The 16888-nt window shown below is 72.3% G+C and carries 20 protein-coding genes; 6 read left to right on the top strand and 14 right to left on the bottom strand.

What is annotated here, in order from left to right:
• Positions 1-13 precede the first annotated feature (13 nt).
• The gene (locus tag ACP7TJ_RS01620; protein ID WP_093769813.1) at positions 14-436 is read right to left on the bottom strand and encodes a DUF350 domain-containing protein; all 423 of its coding nucleotides are present in this window, start codon (positions 434-436) and stop codon (positions 14-16) included.
• A gap of 182 nt (positions 437-618) precedes the next feature.
• Between ACP7TJ_RS01620 and ACP7TJ_RS01615 the strand changes: the two genes are divergently transcribed.
• From ACP7TJ_RS01615 to ACP7TJ_RS01605, 3 genes are all read left to right on the top strand, one after another.
• Entirely contained in the window at positions 619-975 is a 357-nt protein-coding gene (locus ACP7TJ_RS01615; protein WP_093769812.1) for a hypothetical protein, read from the top strand.
• Between the two features lie 163 nt (positions 976-1138).
• The gene (locus ACP7TJ_RS01610; RefSeq protein ID WP_427761824.1) at positions 1139-2392 is read left to right on the top strand and encodes a lectin; all 1254 of its coding nucleotides are present in this window, start codon (positions 1139-1141) and stop codon (positions 2390-2392) included.
• 37 nt (positions 2393-2429) lie between these two features.
• On the top strand, positions 2430-2810 hold the full coding sequence (locus tag ACP7TJ_RS01605) for a hypothetical protein (RefSeq protein WP_266551402.1): 381 nt from the start codon (positions 2430-2432) through the stop codon (positions 2808-2810).
• Between the two features lie 72 nt (positions 2811-2882).
• Here the strand turns inward: ACP7TJ_RS01605 and ACP7TJ_RS01600 are convergent, their stop codons facing one another.
• The gene (locus ACP7TJ_RS01600) at positions 2883-3620 is read right to left on the bottom strand and encodes a D-Ala-D-Ala carboxypeptidase family metallohydrolase (RefSeq protein WP_427761822.1); all 738 of its coding nucleotides are present in this window, start codon (positions 3618-3620) and stop codon (positions 2883-2885) included.
• Between the two features lie 243 nt (positions 3621-3863).
• Between ACP7TJ_RS01600 and ACP7TJ_RS01595 the strand changes: the two genes are divergently transcribed.
• Positions 3864-4583: an FAD binding domain-containing protein gene (locus ACP7TJ_RS01595; RefSeq protein WP_427761821.1), complete on the top strand. Its 720-nt coding sequence runs from the start codon at positions 3864-3866 to the stop codon at positions 4581-4583.
• A 19-nt stretch (positions 4584-4602) separates the two neighbouring features.
• Here the strand turns inward: ACP7TJ_RS01595 and ACP7TJ_RS01590 are convergent, their stop codons facing one another.
• Complete coding sequence (locus tag ACP7TJ_RS01590) at positions 4603-6081, bottom strand: glutamate-cysteine ligase family protein (protein WP_093769809.1); 1479 nt, start codon at positions 6079-6081, stop codon at positions 4603-4605.
• Between the two features lie 80 nt (positions 6082-6161).
• Entirely contained in the window at positions 6162-6590 is a 429-nt protein-coding gene (locus ACP7TJ_RS01585; protein ID WP_266394673.1) for an SRPBCC family protein, read from the bottom strand.
• Between the two features lie 197 nt (positions 6591-6787).
• Between ACP7TJ_RS01585 and ACP7TJ_RS01580 the strand changes: the two genes are divergently transcribed.
• Positions 6788-6982 carry a DUF2795 domain-containing protein gene (locus ACP7TJ_RS01580; protein WP_093769807.1) on the top strand — a complete coding sequence of 65 codons (195 nt, stop codon included), beginning with the start codon at positions 6788-6790 and terminating at the stop codon, positions 6980-6982.
• Between the two features lie 177 nt (positions 6983-7159).
• Here the strand turns inward: ACP7TJ_RS01580 and ACP7TJ_RS01575 are convergent, their stop codons facing one another.
• Both ACP7TJ_RS01575 and ACP7TJ_RS01570 read right to left on the bottom strand, forming a co-directional pair.
• On the bottom strand, positions 7160-8095 hold the full coding sequence (locus ACP7TJ_RS01575) for a pentapeptide repeat-containing protein (protein WP_387622796.1): 936 nt from the start codon (positions 8093-8095) through the stop codon (positions 7160-7162).
• An 89-nt stretch (positions 8096-8184) separates the two neighbouring features.
• Positions 8185-8778 (bottom strand): CGNR zinc finger domain-containing protein, encoded by a 594-nt coding sequence (locus ACP7TJ_RS01570; protein WP_093769805.1) that lies wholly within the window; start codon positions 8776-8778, stop codon positions 8185-8187.
• A 111-nt stretch (positions 8779-8889) separates the two neighbouring features.
• Between ACP7TJ_RS01570 and ACP7TJ_RS01565 the strand changes: the two genes are divergently transcribed.
• On the top strand, positions 8890-9582 hold the full coding sequence (locus tag ACP7TJ_RS01565) for an SDR family oxidoreductase (RefSeq protein ID WP_167744262.1): 693 nt from the start codon (positions 8890-8892) through the stop codon (positions 9580-9582).
• A 20-nt stretch (positions 9583-9602) separates the two neighbouring features.
• Here the strand turns inward: ACP7TJ_RS01565 and ACP7TJ_RS01560 are convergent, their stop codons facing one another.
• The 8 genes from ACP7TJ_RS01560 to ACP7TJ_RS01525 form a co-directional block, all read right to left on the bottom strand.
• Positions 9603-10529, bottom strand: coding sequence for a GNAT family N-acetyltransferase (locus ACP7TJ_RS01560; protein WP_093769803.1), 927 nt, complete (start codon positions 10527-10529; stop codon positions 9603-9605).
• 108 nt (positions 10530-10637) lie between these two features.
• The gene (locus ACP7TJ_RS01555; protein WP_367489673.1) at positions 10638-11429 is read right to left on the bottom strand and encodes an enoyl-CoA hydratase/isomerase family protein; all 792 of its coding nucleotides are present in this window, start codon (positions 11427-11429) and stop codon (positions 10638-10640) included.
• Positions 11426-12694 (bottom strand): cytochrome P450, encoded by a 1269-nt coding sequence (locus ACP7TJ_RS01550; RefSeq protein ID WP_189911539.1) that lies wholly within the window; start codon positions 12692-12694, stop codon positions 11426-11428. The genes ACP7TJ_RS01555 and ACP7TJ_RS01550 overlap by 4 nt, the downstream gene beginning before the upstream one ends.
• Before the next feature lie 136 nt (positions 12695-12830).
• Positions 12831-14180: a cytochrome P450 gene (locus tag ACP7TJ_RS01545; protein WP_176710975.1), complete on the bottom strand. Its 1350-nt coding sequence runs from the start codon at positions 14178-14180 to the stop codon at positions 12831-12833.
• A 108-nt stretch (positions 14181-14288) separates the two neighbouring features.
• A complete protein-coding gene (locus tag ACP7TJ_RS01540) occupies positions 14289-14891 on the bottom strand; it encodes a GTP-binding protein (RefSeq protein ID WP_093769799.1) in 603 nt (200 codons plus the stop codon).
• The gene (locus ACP7TJ_RS01535) at positions 14866-15240 is read right to left on the bottom strand and encodes a DUF742 domain-containing protein (RefSeq protein ID WP_093769798.1); all 375 of its coding nucleotides are present in this window, start codon (positions 15238-15240) and stop codon (positions 14866-14868) included. The genes ACP7TJ_RS01540 and ACP7TJ_RS01535 overlap by 26 nt, the downstream gene beginning before the upstream one ends.
• Positions 15240-15638, bottom strand: coding sequence for a roadblock/LC7 domain-containing protein (locus ACP7TJ_RS01530; RefSeq protein ID WP_019525692.1), 399 nt, complete (start codon positions 15636-15638; stop codon positions 15240-15242). The genes ACP7TJ_RS01535 and ACP7TJ_RS01530 overlap by 1 nt, the downstream gene beginning before the upstream one ends.
• Entirely contained in the window at positions 15635-16849 is a 1215-nt protein-coding gene (locus ACP7TJ_RS01525) for an ATP-binding protein (RefSeq protein ID WP_176710974.1), read from the bottom strand. The genes ACP7TJ_RS01530 and ACP7TJ_RS01525 overlap by 4 nt, the downstream gene beginning before the upstream one ends.
• Positions 16850-16888 lie beyond the last annotated feature (39 nt).

Here is a 16888-nt window from a genome sequence, read left to right as displayed (position 1 = left end):
TTCCGAGGAGCCGTCAGGCTATGGACGCGGAGATGACGGCGGACACCGCGATGTTGCAGGAGGCGGTCACCCAGACCGCCGGGTGGGGCTCGGCCTCCACCAGCGTGGCCCCCAGCCGTCCGGGGGTGACCAGGTCGATCACGAAGAACGCCACGGCCATCATCACCAGCCCCAGCACGCCGAACGCCGCCGTGGAGACCAGGCCCTTGCCGAAGTCGTCGTAGGTCGTCCAGATCGAGGTGAACACGATGCCGCCGATGCCGAGCAGCGAGGAGCTGAGCACCACGGCCGCGTTGCGGTTGCGCTCCTGCCAGATCTGCCGGCCGAGCCTGCCGGGCAGCAGCAGGTCGACCAGGAAGATGCCGAGGACCAGAAGGACCAGGCCGAGTGCGCCGTAGGCGCCGGCCCGGCCGAGTCCGTTGACGATGTCGTTCATGGGTGCGCCGGCTCCGTAGGGGTGAGGGATCGTGAATGATCGCGGTCAAGGGCGAGCAAAATCTAGCGCACCCCCGTCGGCCGGACCGGCCCGCATCGGCGTCCGCGCCAACTCGGTGTCATGCGCGGGCGCTTCCGGGGCATCAGATGTCCGTCGGACGACGGACCGCAGGGGAGACGAGCATGAGCAGGGGCAGCCGGGTACTCACCGTCATGTACATCGCCGTCGCCCTCTGGCTCGCCTTCTGCACCGTACGCACCTGGGGTGCGGTGCCCGCCTGGACCACCCTCGCCATGGCCGCCGCCTCCCTCGCGCCCGTGCTGGGCGTCGTCCGTGAGACCGTCATCGCCGACGAACGGCGGGCCGTGGCCGTGCTGCGGGAGCGTGAGGGGCGCCGGGCGGCATGGCGGGACGCGGCCGCCGCGGCGGTGGCCCGGGCCGAGGTGGAGGCGGCGTGCTGCGAGCGCTGGTGGACGTCGTGCGCGACCGAGCACGACCCGAACTGCGCCCACCGCACCTCCTGGGGCACCACGGCCTGATCTCCTTCCCGGAGGGCGGGGGTCCGGCCCGATGTGAATTCCTGGTCTGTACCAGGGGGTTGACGCCTTCTTATCTCACATCTTGAATCAAGTGGTTGAACCTTCACCCCCCACCACGGTCGGCGCGCCCGTCCCCACGGGCCGCCGTACGGAAGGGAGAGCCATGTCCTCTCCGCGCACGCGCCGCGGATGGCTGGTCGCCGCCCTGTCCGCCGCGCTCCTCGCCTCCGGCGTGGCCGGCACGACCGCGCAGGCGGAACCCGCCCGCTCCACCGCACCCGCCTCGGACGTCTCCGCCGCGGCCGTCGTCTTCTCGGACACCTTCGACGGGCCCGCCGGCGCGGCGGTCGACTCGTCGAAGTGGCGCATCGAGACCGGCGACAACGTCAACAACCACGAACGGCAGTACTACACCGCGGGGAACAACAACGCGGCGCTCGACGGCCAGGGCCATCTGGTCATCACCGCCCGCAAGGAGAACCCGGCCAACTACCAGTGCTGGTACGGCACCTGCCAGTACACCTCGGCCCGGCTCAACACCTCCGGCACGTTCACCGCGCAGTACGGGCACATCGAGGCGCGGATGAAGATCCCGCGCGGGCAGGGCATGTGGCCCGCGTTCTGGATGCTCGGCACCCCGGTCAACTGGCCGGACTCGGGCGAGATCGACATCATGGAGAACGTCGGCTTCGAGCCGTCCACCGTGCACGGCACGATCCACGGCCCCGGCTACTTCGGGTCCGGCGGCATCGGCGCGGCCTACACGCTCCCCGGCGGACAGGCCTTCGCGGACGCCTTCCACACCTTCGCCGTCGACTGGGCGCCGGACCGCATCACCTGGTCCGTGGACGGCAACGTCTACCAGACCCGCACGCCCGCCGACCTGGGCGGCCGGCAGTGGGTGTTCAACAAGCCGTTCTTCCTCATCCTCAACCTGGCGGTCGGCGGCTACTGGCCCGGCGACCCGGACGGCTCCACCGTCTTCCCGCAGCAACTCCTCGTCGACCACGTGACGGTGACGACCGGTGACACCTCGACCGGCGGCGCGATCCGCGGCCTCGCCGGCAAGTGCGTGGACGTCGCGGGGGCCGACACCGTCAACGGCACCCCCGTCCAGCTCTACGACTGCAACGGCACCGCCGCGCAGCGCTGGACGGTCGGTTCCGACGGTACGATCCGGGCGCTGGGCAAGTGCCTGGACGTGGCCTCGGGCGGCACGGCCGACGGCACGCCCGTGCAGCTGTGGGACTGCAACGGCACGGCCGCCCAGCGCTGGGTGGTCACCGCCGCCCGTGACATCGTCAACCCCCAGGCCGACAAGTGCCTGGACGTGACCGGCAACAACTCCGCCAACGGCACCCGGCTGCAGATCTGGACCTGCGCGGGCACCGCGAACCAGAAGTGGACGGTGGGCTGAGCCCGTGACCCTGCCCCGCTCGTCCTCGGGCTGGACCATGGCCGTGTTCGGCGTGCTCGCCGCCGCGCTCGGCGCCGTGGGACTGCTCTCGCCGGACGCCCAGCTGTCGCTGCTGGGACTGACGGCGCCGGGTGAGCGGGGGAGCGGTGACCACACGTCCGCGTTCGTGACGGCGTCGTCGATGGCGGCGCTCAACATGGGCGTGTACTACGTCCTGGCCGCGCTCGCCGACTGGCGGGCGTTCTTCCGCTGGACGGTGCCGTTCCGGCTGCTGACCTGCACGGTGTTCACGGTCGCCGTGGTCGCCGGCAGGGCGCCGGAGGCGTTCCTCGGCGTCGCGGCCTGGGAGGGCCTGGGCGCCCTCGCGACCGGCACGGCCCTGTGGCGGGAACGGCGGGCCCAGTCCGGTCGCCCGTGATCACGGCGCACTCGACGGTGAGGGGGTCCCGCGCGGGACCCCCTCGGCGTCTTCCAGGCGTGCGCGCGGGCGTCAGATGCCGCAGGTCGGGGCCGACCAGTAGCGGCTGCTTCGGTGGTCGACGTGCGTGTGGTCGTTGTGGCCCGGGTAGCCGGGGCCGAGGATCCCGTTGAAGCCGTGGTTGCGGGCCTGCTTGGCCAGGGTGCACAGCGAGTGCGACCCGGCGCCGAGGTCGGCCGCGTCGCCGTAGAGATGGCGGCTGTTGCTCGCGCCGCCCACCGCGCTGTTGCAGGACTGGGAGCGGAAGCCGCTGGTGACCCGGATCGGCTGGTCGCCGAGCGCGTGCCGCAGCGCCTCCAGCTTCCACATGGTGCGCAGGGCGTTCGCCTTCGCCGTCGCGGCGCTCACCGCGCCGCCCGACCAGGTCGAGTTGCAGCGGTTCAGTTCGGAGTAGTCGAAGTGGACCGGAGTGCAGTCGTCGTCCTGGAGGGCGTACAGCTTGCTGAAGGTGTTGGGACCGGCCACGCCGTCGGCGGCGAGGCCGTAGGCGGACTGGAAGCGCTTGAGGGCGGCGGTGGTGGCCGGACCGAACTCGCCGTCGACGGCCAGCACGGCGCCGTAGCCGGGGTAGCCGCTCAGCCGGATCTGGAGCTGGGTGACGTCGGCGCCGGACGCACCCTGGGACAGGGTGCGGTTCCACGTGTAGCAGCCGTCGGCGTGCGCGGTCCCGGCGGTGGCCAGGGAACCCGCCGCCAATCCAGCCATGAGCATGACAACGGACAGCACGAGTCTCAGTGCGCGTTTCAGCATGCGGTCTCCGCTTCCGGTACGAGAGATCGAGGTGGGCAACGAGCCGTGTGACGCGCGTCAACCATGGGGCACACACACGGCCGAGCGCAAGGTGTCCCGGATCGGAGCACGCCCCTCGCGCGTGAGCCCTGTACGCGCCCCCGGGGGGCTGCGGAGAATGCGGTGCCGGTCCTCCCCTCCCCGTCAAGTGCCGTACGTTCCGCCCCTGTTGGACCCTCCGCCGAGGAAAGCAGGTCGATCGCCGTGTTGCTGCGTCTGCCCACGTCCCTGTCCGAAGCCCGGCGGTGTCTGGCCGAGGGCGCGGTGCCCGTCGGCGGGGCCACACTCGTGTGGGCCCAGTGGCAGCGCGACGGCTTCCCGGAACAGGCGATGTCCCTGCGCCGGCTGCCCGAGGCCACCGTGGTGGACGGGGAGACCCTGGGGGCCGCCGTGCTGCTGCACCAGATCGACGAGCGCGTGCCGGAGGTGCTGCGCCGTGCGGCCGCCTCCATCGGCACCGGAGCCGTGCGCCGGACGGCCACCGTCGGCGGCAACATCGTGGGCAGCACCCTGCGCTGTCTGCTGCCCCCGGCGCTGGTCCTGGACGCCCGGGCGACCGTCATGGACGGGGACGGCACGTACGAGGCCGAACTGGCGGAGGTGGTGGCCAAGCGCCCCCTGATGCTGGGCATCCGCTGGCGCCGCCCCCTCGTCAGCGCCTATCGCAAGGCGCCCGGAGACGTGGGCGGCCCGCCGCCGCTGGTGGTCGCCACCGCCGTGCACGCCGAGCAGGACGGCGGGCGGCGGCTGTTCACCGCCGTACGGGACGGCGACGACGTCGTCAGCGGGAGCGTCCCCGCGACGGCGGACCCGGGCCGGGTGCTCGACGCCCTGGAAGGCACGGCCCTGGGCCGCCTGCCCGGAGAGGCGCGGGACGTGGTGCGGCGGGAGGTGACGGACATCCTGGGGCGTGCCGGCGGCTGAGCGCACGGGACGGCCCGCCTCACTCCACGGGCCAGGTGTGCACGGGCGCGTTCAGGTGCATGTAGTCGATGTACTGCTGCGTCATGCGGCGCAGCGCCTCGTGCCGCCCGCAGTGCGCGGTCGCGTCGATGTGGTGGAACATCTCCTTCTGCCACACCGCGCCGTTGCGTCCCGTCACACAGCGCTGCTCGATGATGCCGAGCAGCGGCTCCCGCCACGCGTCGTCCATGCCGGAGAGCTCCAGGCCCCGGTGCGCCAGCGGCAGCAGCCGCCGCAGGACCAGCTCGGCCGCCGGCACCTCGCCCATCCCGGGCCAGTACAGCCGCGCGTCGATGCCGTACCGGGCCGCCGTGCGCAGGTTGTCCTCGGCGGCGGAGAAGGACATCCGCGACCACACCGGCCGGTCCTCCTCCACCAGTGCGCGGGTGAGTCCGTAGTAGAAGGCGCCGTTGGCCAGCGTGTCCGCGACGGTCGGGCCGGCCGGCAGCACCCGGTTCTCCACGCGGACGTGCGGCTTGTCGCGGGAGACGGCGTACACCGGGCGGTTCCAGCGGTAGATGGTGCCGTTGTGCAGCGTCAGCTCGCCGAGGTCCGGGATGTCGCCCCGCAGCAGGGTCTCCGCGGGGTCCTGGTCGTCGCACAGGGGGAGCAGGGCGGGGAAGTAGCGCAGGTTCTCCTCGAAGAGGTCGAACACGCTGGTGATCCACCGCTCCCCGAACCACACCCGGGGCCGCACCCCCTGCACCTTGATCTCCTGGGGGCGGGTGTCGGTGGCCTGCTCGAACAGCGGGATCCGCGTCTCGTGCCAGAGTTCCTTGCCGAACAGGAAGGGCGAGTTGGCCGCGAGGGCCACCTGCACCCCGGCGATCGCCTGGGCCGCGTTCCAGTACGCCGCGAAGTCCTCCGGGTCGACCTGGAGGTGGAACTGCGTGCTGGTGCAGGCGGCCTCCGGGGTGATGGTGTCCGCGTAGGTGCGCAGCCGGTCGATGCCGGTCACCTCGATGTGCAGGTCCTCGCCGCGCGCCGCGAAGATCTGGTCGTTGAGCAGCCGGTAGCGCGGGTTCTCCGACAGGGCGCCCTCCCCGACGTCCTCGTGGCGCAGGGTGGGGAGGATGCCCGTCATGATCAGATGCGTGCCGATGGAACGGGCGCGCTGCTCCGCGTGGTTCAGGGCGGAGCGGATCTCGGACTCCCACGCGTCGGGACCGCCCTCGGTGAGCCGCCGGGGCGCGATGTTGATCTCGAGGTTGAACCGGCCCAGCTCGGTGTCCCAGGCCGGGTCCGCGATCGCCTCCAGGGCGTCGGTGTTGCGCATCGCGGGCTCGGCCCGGTCGTCGACCAGGTTCAGCTCGATCTCGAGCCCCACCTGGGGCCGCTCGGCCTCGAAACGCGACTCGCGCAGCATCTGCGCGAGCGCGTCGAGGCACTGCTGCATCTTGATCCGGTAGCGGCGGCGGTCCTCGCGGGTGAAGGTGAGCGCCGGGACGTCCCGTCCCATCGGACTCCCTCCAGGCTGTTCGTCGGGAACCTGACCACCCCAGCGTCGCACCGGTGGGCGTCGGCGACCACGCGAGTCCGTCAGCCCGTGGGACCCTCCGCGAGGAACCGGGTCAGGCTGTCCAGCAGCATGGTGCTGCCCTGCTCGGCCATGTCCCGCTCCTCCTCGGTGTCGCAGGTCTGCCGCAGCTCGATCCGGGTCGCCGGCCCGTCCCCGTCCAGCTCCACCGTCATCACGGAGGGCTCGGCGCGCCCGGGCACGTCCATGCCGACGACCAGCAGGCGGTTCTCGTCGACGTCCAGGTAGGTCCCGGTGAGCGGGACCTCGGTGCCGTCGGGCGTGACCATGGCGGCCTTCCAGACGCCTCCCGGCCGTACGTCCATCTGGACCGAGCCGGGCGCGGCGTACGCCCAGCGGGCGTACGCGTCGGGCGTGGTCCAGGCCTGGAAGACCGTGGCGGCGGGGGCGTCCAGGGTGCGGGTCAGGGTGTAGGAGCAGCCGTCGCTCATGGCGGGATCCTCGTCTCTCGTGCCGGGCCCCGTGCGGGGCGTGTGCGAGGTAGACGGGGGCGCACGCGAAAAGTCATCGGTACCCGTGTGCCGGGAGCCGGACCTGCGAGGAGAGCTGAATCGGCTCGCCGGGCGCCGGGTACCCGGCCCGTCCTCGCGCGGACCCGCCGCGCCGGAAGCACCACGGGAGGCTCGCCATGGCCGACCTCAGCCCGATCGACCTGCAGAAGGCGCTCAAGGGCGCCGAGTACCCCGCCGCCAAGGACGATCTCGTCTCGGTCGCGAGGAGCAACGGCGCCGACGACGGCCTCGTGAAGAAGCTGTCGGAGACCGGGACCAAGCGGTTCGACGGTCCCAACGAGGTGCAGAAGGCCGTCTTCGGCAACGAATGACCCGTGTACCGGGGCCGTCGCCCGCCCCCGTGGGCCGGCCCCGGACGCCCGTGACCGACCGAGGCGGTGCACCAATGCGAACGTCGGCCAGATGGGTGACTGGCTGCCCGGGGACCTGCATGTGCGCGCCGAGCGGGACCAGATGCGCATCGAGTGGGGCACACGGGAGCGGGGCGGCTACGCGTCGACAACGCCGCCGGCTGATCCCTCACGCGCCCAGTGGGCGGGGCGTCCCAGCGACGGCGGCAGCGTGGTCGCCGCGTCGCCGCGCGCCGCGTTCAGCTGCGCCTGGGTGAGGAACAGGGCGCCGGTGAGATCGGCACCGGACAGGTCCGCGCCGCGCAGATCGGCGCCGACCAGGTCCGCGCCGCGCAGGTCCGCCCCCGTGAGGTCGGCGCCGACGAGCAGCGCGCCGCGCAGACTCGCCCCGCGCAGATCCGCCCCGGACAGCCGCGCGCCCATCAGGTCGGCGCCGCGGTGGTCCCTCCTGCGGCCCGGCAGCCGGGCCCGCGTCAGCTCACTGGCCCGCAGCAGCAGCGGGTTGACCTCCCCGCGCAGCGCGTTCACGTCGAGCGCGGCGACCGACTCGGCGTCGCCCCGGGTCAGCTTCTCGATCCGCGCAAGCGCCCGGCGCAGCTCGCGGTGGACGGGACGGGCCGCCGGAAGATCCAGCGCCTCGGCGGTGTACGCGAGCAGTTCGTGCAGCTGCCGCATGACCGGGAACACCGCGAACATCGCGGACGCCGATTCCGGATCCCGCCGCCAGTCGGCGCCGCCGAAGGTGACCTGCGAGACCTTCTGCCCGGCGCCGAAGCAGTCGAAGACGGTGCAGCCCCGGTAGCCCTCGTCGCGCAGCCGGGCGTGGATGCCGCAGCCGAAGTCGTCCCGCAGATGGCCGCACGGCCGTCCGGCGGGCTTGTCCCGCGCGAAGTCGGCGGAGCGGGCGAACGGCAGGGCCACGCAGCACAGCCCGAAGCAGGCCGAGCAGTCGGCGCGCAGATCCTCGCGCTTCACGACGGCGGGCTCGCGGTCCGCGCGGGGTGCCGTCCGGTCGTGCCGCCGGGGCCGTCCGCCGCCCTGCCCGGACGGGCGGTCTCCCTGCTGTGGCGACACCGTGCACGCTCCTGGGCCGACGACGGGCACCCCCCGGTGCCCTGCGAACACCGTCCATTCTCGCAGACGGCGTGATCGTCCCCGCCGGGTCACTCCCCGGCGGGCGCCTCGCCGGCCCGTTGCCTGCGGCGGGCCCGGGACGCCCGGAGATTGGCGGCGTTCCCGCACCGGCGGACGTCGTGCCAGACGCCGCTGTTGTTGCGCGAGCGGTCGTAGAACGCGGACCGGCAGGCCGGCTCCCGGCACAGCTTGAGCCGCTGCCAGGTGCCGTCCGTCTGCGCGAGCAGGACCTGGGCCCACACGGACGCCTCCAGCCACGCGCCGGGGCTTCCGACCGGTACCAGGGCCACCCGGCCCTCCTCGTCCAGGCCCGGCCGCAGGGAGACGTCGGTGGGCGCCCGGACCGGCTCCGCCTCGCCGCTCACCAGGGCGGCGAGCCGCTCCCGCAGCGCCCTCACCCGCTCCAGGTCCCCGGCGCGCGGCTCCCCGGAGGGGCCCGGCCAGCCCTGGGCCTCGGCCGACGCGGTGGTCACCTCCCGCAGCCACCGGCCGCCGCTCTCCTCGTCGGCGAGCACGTCCTCGCCGTACGGCGGGATGGCGCGGGTGTTGAGGAGTTCCTGCACCAGAGCGAGGCCGCCCGGGGCGGGGCGGATGAGGTAGCGCTCGGTCGACGGCCAAGACATAGGTCAATTGTACTTGACTCTGTCGTGATCCCGGCGCACTCTGGCGACATAAGCAAAATGCTTTCACTTACGTCGCGACATGGTGTCGCACCGATACGAGGAGCAGGGATCATGACCGAGATCAAGGGAGCCCGGGTGCTGGTGACCGGCGGCCAGCGAGGTCTGGGCAAGGCGCTCGCCGCCGCGCTGCTGGAGGCCGGCGCCGGGACGGTGTACGTCACCGCGCGCCGCCCCGAGCCGGAGACGGACCCGCGGCTGGTGCCGCTGGCCCTGGAGGTCACCGACGAGGCGTCCGTGGCCCGGCTGGCGGAGCAGGCGCCGGACGTCGACATCGTGGTCAACAACGCGGGGGCGACGATCCCCAACGGCCTGCTGCGCAACGACGTGGCCGACGTCGCGCACCTCCTCGACATCAACGTCCTGGGCGCCCTGCGCGTCACCCAGGCCTTCGCCCCGGTGCTCGCCCGCAGGGGCGGGGGAGCGGTGGTGAACGTGCACTCGGTGCTGTCGTGGGCCTCCGGCGCGGGCGCGTACGGCGTGAGCAAGGCCGCCCTGTGGTCGCTCACCAACTCGCTGCGCCACGAGCTCGCGGACCAGGGCACCCAGGTCGTCGGCGTCCACCTCGGCTACACCGACACCGACATGGTGCGCGCCCTGGACGTCCCGAAGAACGACCCGCGTGACGTCGCCGCCCAGGTGGTGGAGGCCCTCCTCAAGGGCGGGAACGAGGTGCTCGCCGACGAGGTGACCCGGCACTTCAAGGCCGCGCTGTCCGGCCCCGTCGAGGGACTCGCGGTGGCCTGAACGGTCTCACCGGCCCGCGGTCACCGCACCACCGTCTCCCAGGTGTCGACCGCGTAGTGGAGGGTGAGCCCGTGCCGCTCGTACAGGCGGGGCGCACCGGTGGCGTTGCGCGTGTCCACGCCGAGCCCCACCGTGTCCCGGCCGCGCGCGGCGAAGGCGCCGAACGCGTGGCGCAGCAGGAAACCGCCCAGACCCCGGCCGCGGGCGGCGGGCAGGACGCCGACGCTGCGGATCCACCCCATCGCCTCGCGGTCGTCGCGCGCGATGAGGAAACCGCAGTCGCCCAGGCCGTCGGCGGTGACGATCCACACCAGGTTCCAGTCCAGCCCCCGGACGCCGAGATCGTGCAGCCACATCTCGTAGGAGCGCGGCTGGAAGCCGAAGTGCCCGGCGAAGGACTCCTGGTACAGCGCGTGGACCCGGACCCGGTCCTCCTCGGTGACGCAGCCGCGTACGCGGACACCGGCGGGAGGCTCCGGGAGCGGGTCCCGCGCGGGGTCGAGGGGGCGGTGCAGCACGTGGTAGCGGCGGACCACCCGCCAGCCCCGCTCCTTCAGCAGCCCGGTGTCGAGGGTGGGCGCCGCGTTGAGGTGCAGATGCACCACGGCCCGCGTGGCCCCGTTGGCCCGGGCCTTCGCCGGCGCCCTGGCCTCCATGGCGGCCAGGATCCGGTCCGTTTCCGCCCGGTGGGAGGGCAGCGCGTAGAGGTCCACGTCGATGCGCTCACCGCCCGACGGGTCCCACAACAGGCCGAAGGCCAGGAGTTGTCCGCCGGCCTCCACCAGCCAGGAGTCCCGCTCCAGGTCGGTGCCGGGGTGCTCCAGGTCGGCCAGCACGGTGTGCGGATCGGTCTCGGGACGGCCGATCTCCAGCTCGTCGACCTGGTTCATCAGCGCGGTGACGGCGACGGCGTCGGCCGGGGTCGCCGGCCGCATCGAGGTGGGCATGGGCACCAAGCGTCGGGCGGCGGCCCGCCCGGCGCAACGGCTTTTCCCCGCACGCGCGCACGACCACGGCGGCACCCGCCGAGGCGGATGCCGCCGTGTGTGCCCGGATCAGCGCCCGTCGCCCGCCGCGCGCCGGCCGGTGAGGACCGCCGTCAGCAGTTCCGGGTCGAACAGGGACACGTCGGCGAGCCGGGTCGGGGCGGAGAGGGCATCGAGCATCGCCTTGGTGACCCGCACCGCCGACGCCGGACGCCGCAGCACGGGCTTCGCCCACGCCATCACCGCGTCGTCGAGCGCGTCCGCCGGCACCACCTTGTGCAGCACCGACAGACCCAGGGCCTCCTGGGCGTCGAAGACCCGCGCCGTGAGGATCAGTTCCCGCACGCGCGCCACCCCCACCTCGCTGATCAGCCGGGGGAGCAGCCCGCCCCACGCGGGCGGCACCCCCAGGGCCAGCTCGGGCAGCCGGAAGGTGGCCGTGTCCACTCCCACCCTGAGGTCGCAGGCGAGCAGCAGACCCACGCCCGCGCCGACCGCCCTGCCCTGGACCCGGGCGATGGTGACGGCGGGATTGGCGGTGAGGGCCTCGCACACCCGCAGCGCCTTCTTGCCGGAGACGCGGATCCCGTCGCCGGTGGGATCGGCGTCCAGGTGCTGAGGGAACTCGCGCCGGTCACCGCCGAGGCAGAACGCGTCCCCCGCCGCCGACAGCACCAGGACCCGTACCCCGGGGTCCTGCTGGTCCAGGACGGTGAGGAGGTCGTCCAGCATGGCGTCGCCGACCGCGTTCCCCTCCTCGGGAAGGTGCAGTTCGACCGTGAGCAGGGGCCCCTGCCGGTAGGTGCGGACGGTCTTGAGCACCTGTTCGGCGGGGAGTGCGGCGAGGGGCGATGCGGTCATACGGTCACCTTCAGGGACGTGATGCGGCGGAAGACGAGACGGGAGTTGTCGTAGGAGGGCGGTCCGGCCGGGCGGAGCGTGGGGAAGCGTTCCAGGACCCGCGCGACCGCCTCCCGCGCCTCGAACCGGGCGAGGGGGGCGCCGAGGCAGTAGTGCGGGCCGCTGCCGAACGTGATGTGACCGCCGTCGCGCAGGATGTCGAAGACGTGCGGGTCCGGGTTGCGCCGCGGGTCGTGGGCCGCCGCCCCGTACAGGATGTGCACGGTGGTGTCCTTGGCGAGCGGGGTGCCGGCCAGGACCGTGTCGTCGGCGGCCACATGGGAGTTGAGCCACACCGGCGGGTCGTAGCGCAGCGTCTCCTCGATCAGGTCGTCGATGTGCTCCGGGTGCGCCCGCAGCCACTCCGCGCGGGCGGGCTCCTCCGTCGCGAAGCGCACCGCGTTCGTCAGCAGCACCGCGCTGGTCTCCAGCGAGGCGATGGTGATGAACATGGTCAGGTGGTAGATCACCCGCGCCGCGGCCTCCGGGTCGTCCGCGAAGTGGGCGTCCCAGTGGTGGATCCAGCCGGTGAGGACATCGTTGCCAGGGTGCGCCCGCCGCTCGCGGATCAGCTCGCCGAAGAAGGCCCGCATCTCCAGCGTGGCCTGCCCCGCCTGCGCCAGCTGCTCCTTGGTCGGGAAGAGTTCCTGCGCGTACGCCTGCCGGTGGGCGAAGTCCAGGATGTGCGCGTGGTGCTCCTCGGGGATGCCCAGCCACTCGCCGACCGTGCGGACGGGGAGCAGTTCGGCGACCGTCTGCACGAAGTCGGCCTCCCCGTCCGCCCGCAGGCGCTCCTCCAGGTCGTCCAGCAGCCCGGTGACGATGCGGGCGATCGCCGGACGCAGGCCCTCCAGGGTGGAGCGGTCGAAGGGGTTGCCGAGCGCGCGGCGCTGGCAGGTGTGCGACGGGGCGTTGATACGGGACAGGGTGCCCGTGAGCTCCTGGGTGGCGAGCTCCTGCCAGCGCCGCGGGTCGGGCTGCCGCTCCTGCCAGGCGAAGTCCGGCACCAGCCAGTTCCTGGAGCGCAGGACCTGGCTGCATGCCTCGAACGAGGTGACGAAGTAGGCGCCCCAGGGGGCGCGTACCACGTCACCCAGGGAGCGCAGCCCTTCCCAGACGGGCAGGGGGTCGGCCTGTCCCTCCGGCGAACGAAGATGGCGGAGAAGGGATATGACGGCTCGGCGGTCACTGATGGTGGGGCCGCTTATGTCGCCAACGGCGGTCACGTGGTGCTCCTTCGGCTGGACGCTACCGTTACCGACGGAACCTACCCTTCCGACCTTGTATGTCATGTGTCGTTGAGTGTTGCACCTGTCACATGCCGAGGCCTTGCCAACTTCCTTTTCCGTAGCCGTGGTTGTGTCAGACACGGAAGACGTCCAGGAAGCTGCTCCAGAACCCCTTCCTGCGCGTCGGGGCCTGGCGGGCCGGCTGGGACGACGGAAGGGACGCCGGCCGCTCCGCCTCGGGCATCGCGGCGACCCGCTCGCGCAGGGTGGTGGCCGTCCGGGTGGCCGGCGTGCGGCTGAACGTCACGGGCAGCGACACCAGCGCGCGGTGGAACGGCCCCGGCCGCCACTCCAGTTCCTTCTCCGGCACGGCGAGCGTCAGATCGGGCAGCGCGTTGAGCAGCCGCTCGATCGCGGTGGTCGCGATGACCTGCGCCGGGTCCTTCGCGGGACAGGCGTGCGGGCCCGCGCCCCACGCCAGATGGGCGCCCTTGCTGTGCGCGCGGCGGGCCTCCTCCAGCGCCGGGTCGGCGTTGGCGCCCGCGAAGGAGATGACCACCGGGGTGTTCGCCTCGGCCACATGGCCGCCCAGGTCCACGTCCCGCACCGGGTAGTGCGTGGCGTAGTTGGCTATCGGCGTCTGGTTCCACAGCACGTGGTCCAGCGCCTCCTCGATCAGCATGCCGCTGTCCCGGACACCCGTCCCGGACAGCAGCAGCATCAGCGAACTGCCGATGAGGTTCCGCTCCGGCTCGATGCCGGCGCCCATCAACAGCACCAGCTGGTCCTTGAGTTCCTCGTCGGTGAGCCCGGCGGGGTGCTGGATCAGCCACGAGGTGACGTCGTCGTCCGGCCTGCGGCGCTTGAGCGCGATCAACTCCATGAGGGCCGCGGTCAGTTCCTCGTTGGCGCGCACCGCGTCCTGGCCGTCGAAGATCGCCGACACGGCGGCGGTGACGGTGTCGCCGATCTCGGCCGGGCAGCCGAACAGCTTGTTGAACAGCAGCAGCGGCAGCAGCTTGGCGTAGTCGCCCAGCAGGTCGGCCCGGCCCAGCTCGCTGAACCGGTCGATCAGGTAGTCGGCGATCGGCTCGACGTCACGCCGGATCCGCGTGGTGTTGAGCCGCGCCAGACTGTCCACCACGGCCTTGCGCAGCCGCAGGTGCACCGCGCCGTCGGTGAACAGACAGCTCGGCCGGTACGCCATCATCGGCAGCACCGGGCTGTCCAGGGCGATACGGCCCTCGTTCAGGTCCTTCCAGCGGCGGGCGTCGCGGGCGAACAGCTCCGTGTTCTGCAGCACCCGCAGCGCCATCTCGTGCCCGACGACCAGCGTGGCGTCCACACCGGGGGCCAGCTCGACCGGACCGGCCGGGGCCTGCTCCCGCAACCGGTCGTAGACCTGGTGCGGATCGGTGGCGAAGCCGGCGTCGTGCATGGGGCATCTGCCCGCACCCGACGCGGACGGGGAGTGGGATTCCATGAGGTCTTCCTTAGTGAACCGTGGACCGGGGACCGTGATCCGGTGACCGGGAGCCGGGGGTCGGAAGGCCGAGGCCCCCGGCCCCCGGGCCGGGCGGACGCGAGGAGGTCAGGACGTGCGGTCGAGCAGGTGCCGCACCAGCGCGATCAGCGCCTTCGCGGACGACTGCTGGTCCCGGGCATCGCAGTGGACGACCGGGGTGTCCGGCAGCAGGTCGAGCGCCTCACGCACCTCCGCCTCCTCGTACACGGGGGCGGAGTCGAAGCAGTTGACGGCGATGGCGTACTCCAGGCCGTAGCCCTCGATGAGGTCGATGACCGGGAAGGTCTCCTCCAGCCGCGTCGGGTCGACCAGCAGCAGTGCCCCCAGCGCCCCGCGTGCCATGTCCTCCCAGAGCTGCATGAACCGCTGCTGCCCCGGCGTGCCGAAGAGGTACAGCACCAGGTCGTCGCTGAGGGTGAGACGGCCGAAGTCCAGGGCGACCGTGGTGGTGGTCTTGCCGGTGACCCCCCTGAGGTCGTCGACGTGCTCCGACGCCTGGGTCATCTTCTCCTCGGTGCGCAGCGGCGTGATCTCCGACAGCGAACCGATGAAGGTCGTCTTGCCCACGGCGAAGTGCCCGACGACGAGGATCTTTGCGGCGTTGGTCACCGCGCTGGAGACGTAGATGGACTTCTGGGCCGTCTCAGCCGATGAGGGATTGGAGTCCATTCAGAACCTTCTCGAGGGTCGCTCTGTCAACGTTCTGGGCCCGGGGCGGCTCGGCCCGGCGGAGCAGATGCCCCTGTTCCGATAAATCGGTGAGCAGCAGCCGGGCCACCCCGACGGGCAGGCCGAGGTGGCCGGCCACCTCGGCGACCGACAGGTAGCCACCCGAGCACAGCTCCCAGATCGCCCTCACCTCGGGGCCGGCCCCGAGCGGCAGCGTCCGCCCGGGGGCCAGCGTGACGAGGGTGTGCAGCGCCAGTTCGTCCGAGGACGGCAGGCTCCGGCCGCCGGTGATGACGTAGGAGCGGACGAAGTCACTGGTGACGGGTGATTCCTCGCCGGGACCCGTCATCAGCCGACACCGTTGTCCGAGCGGGGCGCCACGCTCATGGCCTTGTTCAGCGCCGTCACCGTCTTCTGCATACGGAACGACATGGCCTCCATGTCGACGTCCACCGCCGCCGAGACCGCCAGGTAGGAGCCCTGCCCGGCCGCGATGAGGAAGATCCAGCCACCGTCGTACTCCAGCAGCGTCTGCTTCCAGATGCCGTGCCCGGCGCCGACGAAACCGGCGACCGCCCGGCTCAGCGACTGCATGGAGCTCATCGCGGCCGCGTTGGTCTCCGCGTCGTCGCGCGAGATGTCGTCCGAACGCTGGAGCAGCAGGCCGTCGCCCGAGACGAGGATCGCGTGGCGGGCGCCGCGCACCTCGAGCACGTCGTTCAGCACCCACGACAGGTCGGTCTTCACTGGTGGTCAGGTCCTTCCGTGGTGTTCGTGGTCCGTCCGAGCTGGGTGCCGCGTGCGAACGCCCCCAGGCGCGACGCGGTGACCTCGCCGGACGACTCGGAGGTCTCCTCTTCGAGGGCGGCCGGGTCCGGCGGGGACGGCACCACCGCGATGGGGCCCTGACGGCGCCGCCGCTTGGGCAGCCCGCCGGACGTCGTGCCCACCACGCGCGACGGGCCCACGGGCACCGGCGCCAGGCGCTGCGGAGCGTCCTCCTGTCCCGCCTCGACAGGCTCCTGCTGCTCCGGCTCGGCGGGCGCGACCACGTCGGCCGAGAGGAGGCTCTCCGGCACCCGGATCACCGCGCGCACACCGCCGTACGGCGAGACCGAGCCGACGGAGACGTGGAAGCCGTAGCGGTTGGCGAGCATGCCGCACACCGCGAAGCCGAACCGGGGCGGGTCGCCGAGACCGGTGATGTCGACCGGGCCGTCGGCGGACAGCAGGGCCGCCGCACGGTCCTTGGTCTCCTGGTCCATGCCCAGACCGGCGTCGTCCACGATGAAGCACACACCCGTGGGCACGGCCTGGATGTTGACCTCCACCGGGGTGCCCGGCGCGCTGTAGGTCGTCGCGTTGTCCAGCAGCTCCGCCAGCACCACGGCCACCGGCTCGACCGCCTTGCCGACCACGGCCACGCTGGCCTGGGCGTGGATGCTCACCCGGTTGAAGTCCTTGATGCGGCCCTGGGCGCTGCGGGTGACGTCGTAGACGGTCGCCGCCCCCTCGCGGCGGCCGAGCCAGCCGCCGCAGAGCACCGAGATGCCCTTGGCCCGGCGGCCGAACTGGCTGCCGGTGTGGTCCACCGACATCAGGTCGGCCAGCACCTCGCTGTCGTTGCCGTACTTCTTCAGCAGTTGGTCCAGGAGCAGTTGCTGCTCCTCGGCGAGCGACTGGAGTGTGCCCATGGCCGACTTGAGCACGGCCTTGGTCGCCGACTCGGCGTCCGCCCGCACATCGGCCAGCTCACCCCGGTGCCGGGTGTCCAGCGTGTCGATGTGGGCTTCCAGTTGCCCGATCCGACCCTGGGTCTGGCCCAGGCGTGCCTCCAGATCCTTCCTCGTTCTTCGGAGCGCCAGATTGGTTCTCCGGGCCCGCAGCACTGCGAGGACCGCAGCGGCGAGCACCACCAGCAGGATCCACAGCAGCGGATCCTTGATCAATGACGTCATGAGACTCTCTTCAAGTCGCATCGCGTCGGAAGCACGAGA

Origin of the sequence: Streptomyces sp. DSM 41931, assembly GCF_050271085.1 — a bacterium.
Lineage (GTDB): Bacteria > Actinomycetota > Actinomycetes > Streptomycetales > Streptomycetaceae > Streptomyces > Streptomyces albogriseolus.
This window is presented reverse-complemented; position numbering and strand designations above follow the sequence as displayed.

What these genes read in the sequence shown, in the direction of transcription:
- ACP7TJ_RS01620 (WP_093769813.1), bottom strand. Translation starts at nt 436, where the DNA reads ATGAACGACATCGTCAACGGACTCGGCCGGGCCGGCGCCTACGGCGCA.
- ACP7TJ_RS01615 (WP_093769812.1), top strand. Translation starts at nt 619, where the DNA reads ATGAGCAGGGGCAGCCGGGTACTCACCGTCATGTACATCGCCGTCGCC.
- ACP7TJ_RS01610 (WP_427761824.1), top strand. Translation starts at nt 1,139, where the DNA reads ATGTCCTCTCCGCGCACGCGCCGCGGATGGCTGGTCGCCGCCCTGTCC.
- ACP7TJ_RS01605 (WP_266551402.1), top strand. Translation starts at nt 2,430, where the DNA reads ATGGCCGTGTTCGGCGTGCTCGCCGCCGCGCTCGGCGCCGTGGGACTG.
- ACP7TJ_RS01600 (WP_427761822.1), bottom strand. Translation starts at nt 3,620, where the DNA reads ATGCTGAAACGCGCACTGAGACTCGTGCTGTCCGTTGTCATGCTCATG.
- ACP7TJ_RS01590 (WP_093769809.1), bottom strand. Translation starts at nt 6,081, where the DNA reads ATGGGACGGGACGTCCCGGCGCTCACCTTCACCCGCGAGGACCGCCGC.
- ACP7TJ_RS01585 (WP_266394673.1), bottom strand. Translation starts at nt 6,590, where the DNA reads ATGAGCGACGGCTGCTCCTACACCCTGACCCGCACCCTGGACGCCCCC.
- ACP7TJ_RS01580 (WP_093769807.1), top strand. Translation starts at nt 6,788, where the DNA reads ATGGCCGACCTCAGCCCGATCGACCTGCAGAAGGCGCTCAAGGGCGCC.
- ACP7TJ_RS01570 (WP_093769805.1), bottom strand. Translation starts at nt 8,778, where the DNA reads ATGTCTTGGCCGTCGACCGAGCGCTACCTCATCCGCCCCGCCCCGGGC.
- ACP7TJ_RS01565 (WP_167744262.1), top strand. Translation starts at nt 8,890, where the DNA reads ATGACCGAGATCAAGGGAGCCCGGGTGCTGGTGACCGGCGGCCAGCGA.
- ACP7TJ_RS01560 (WP_093769803.1), bottom strand. Translation starts at nt 10,529, where the DNA reads ATGCCCACCTCGATGCGGCCGGCGACCCCGGCCGACGCCGTCGCCGTC.
- ACP7TJ_RS01555 (WP_367489673.1), bottom strand. Translation starts at nt 11,429, where the DNA reads ATGACCGCATCGCCCCTCGCCGCACTCCCCGCCGAACAGGTGCTCAAG.
- ACP7TJ_RS01545 (WP_176710975.1), bottom strand. Translation starts at nt 14,180, where the DNA reads ATGGAATCCCACTCCCCGTCCGCGTCGGGTGCGGGCAGATGCCCCATG.
- ACP7TJ_RS01540 (WP_093769799.1), bottom strand. Translation starts at nt 14,891, where the DNA reads ATGGACTCCAATCCCTCATCGGCTGAGACGGCCCAGAAGTCCATCTAC.
- ACP7TJ_RS01535 (WP_093769798.1), bottom strand. Translation starts at nt 15,240, where the DNA reads ATGACGGGTCCCGGCGAGGAATCACCCGTCACCAGTGACTTCGTCCGC.
- ACP7TJ_RS01525 (WP_176710974.1), bottom strand. Translation starts at nt 16,849, where the DNA reads ATGACGTCATTGATCAAGGATCCGCTGCTGTGGATCCTGCTGGTGGTG.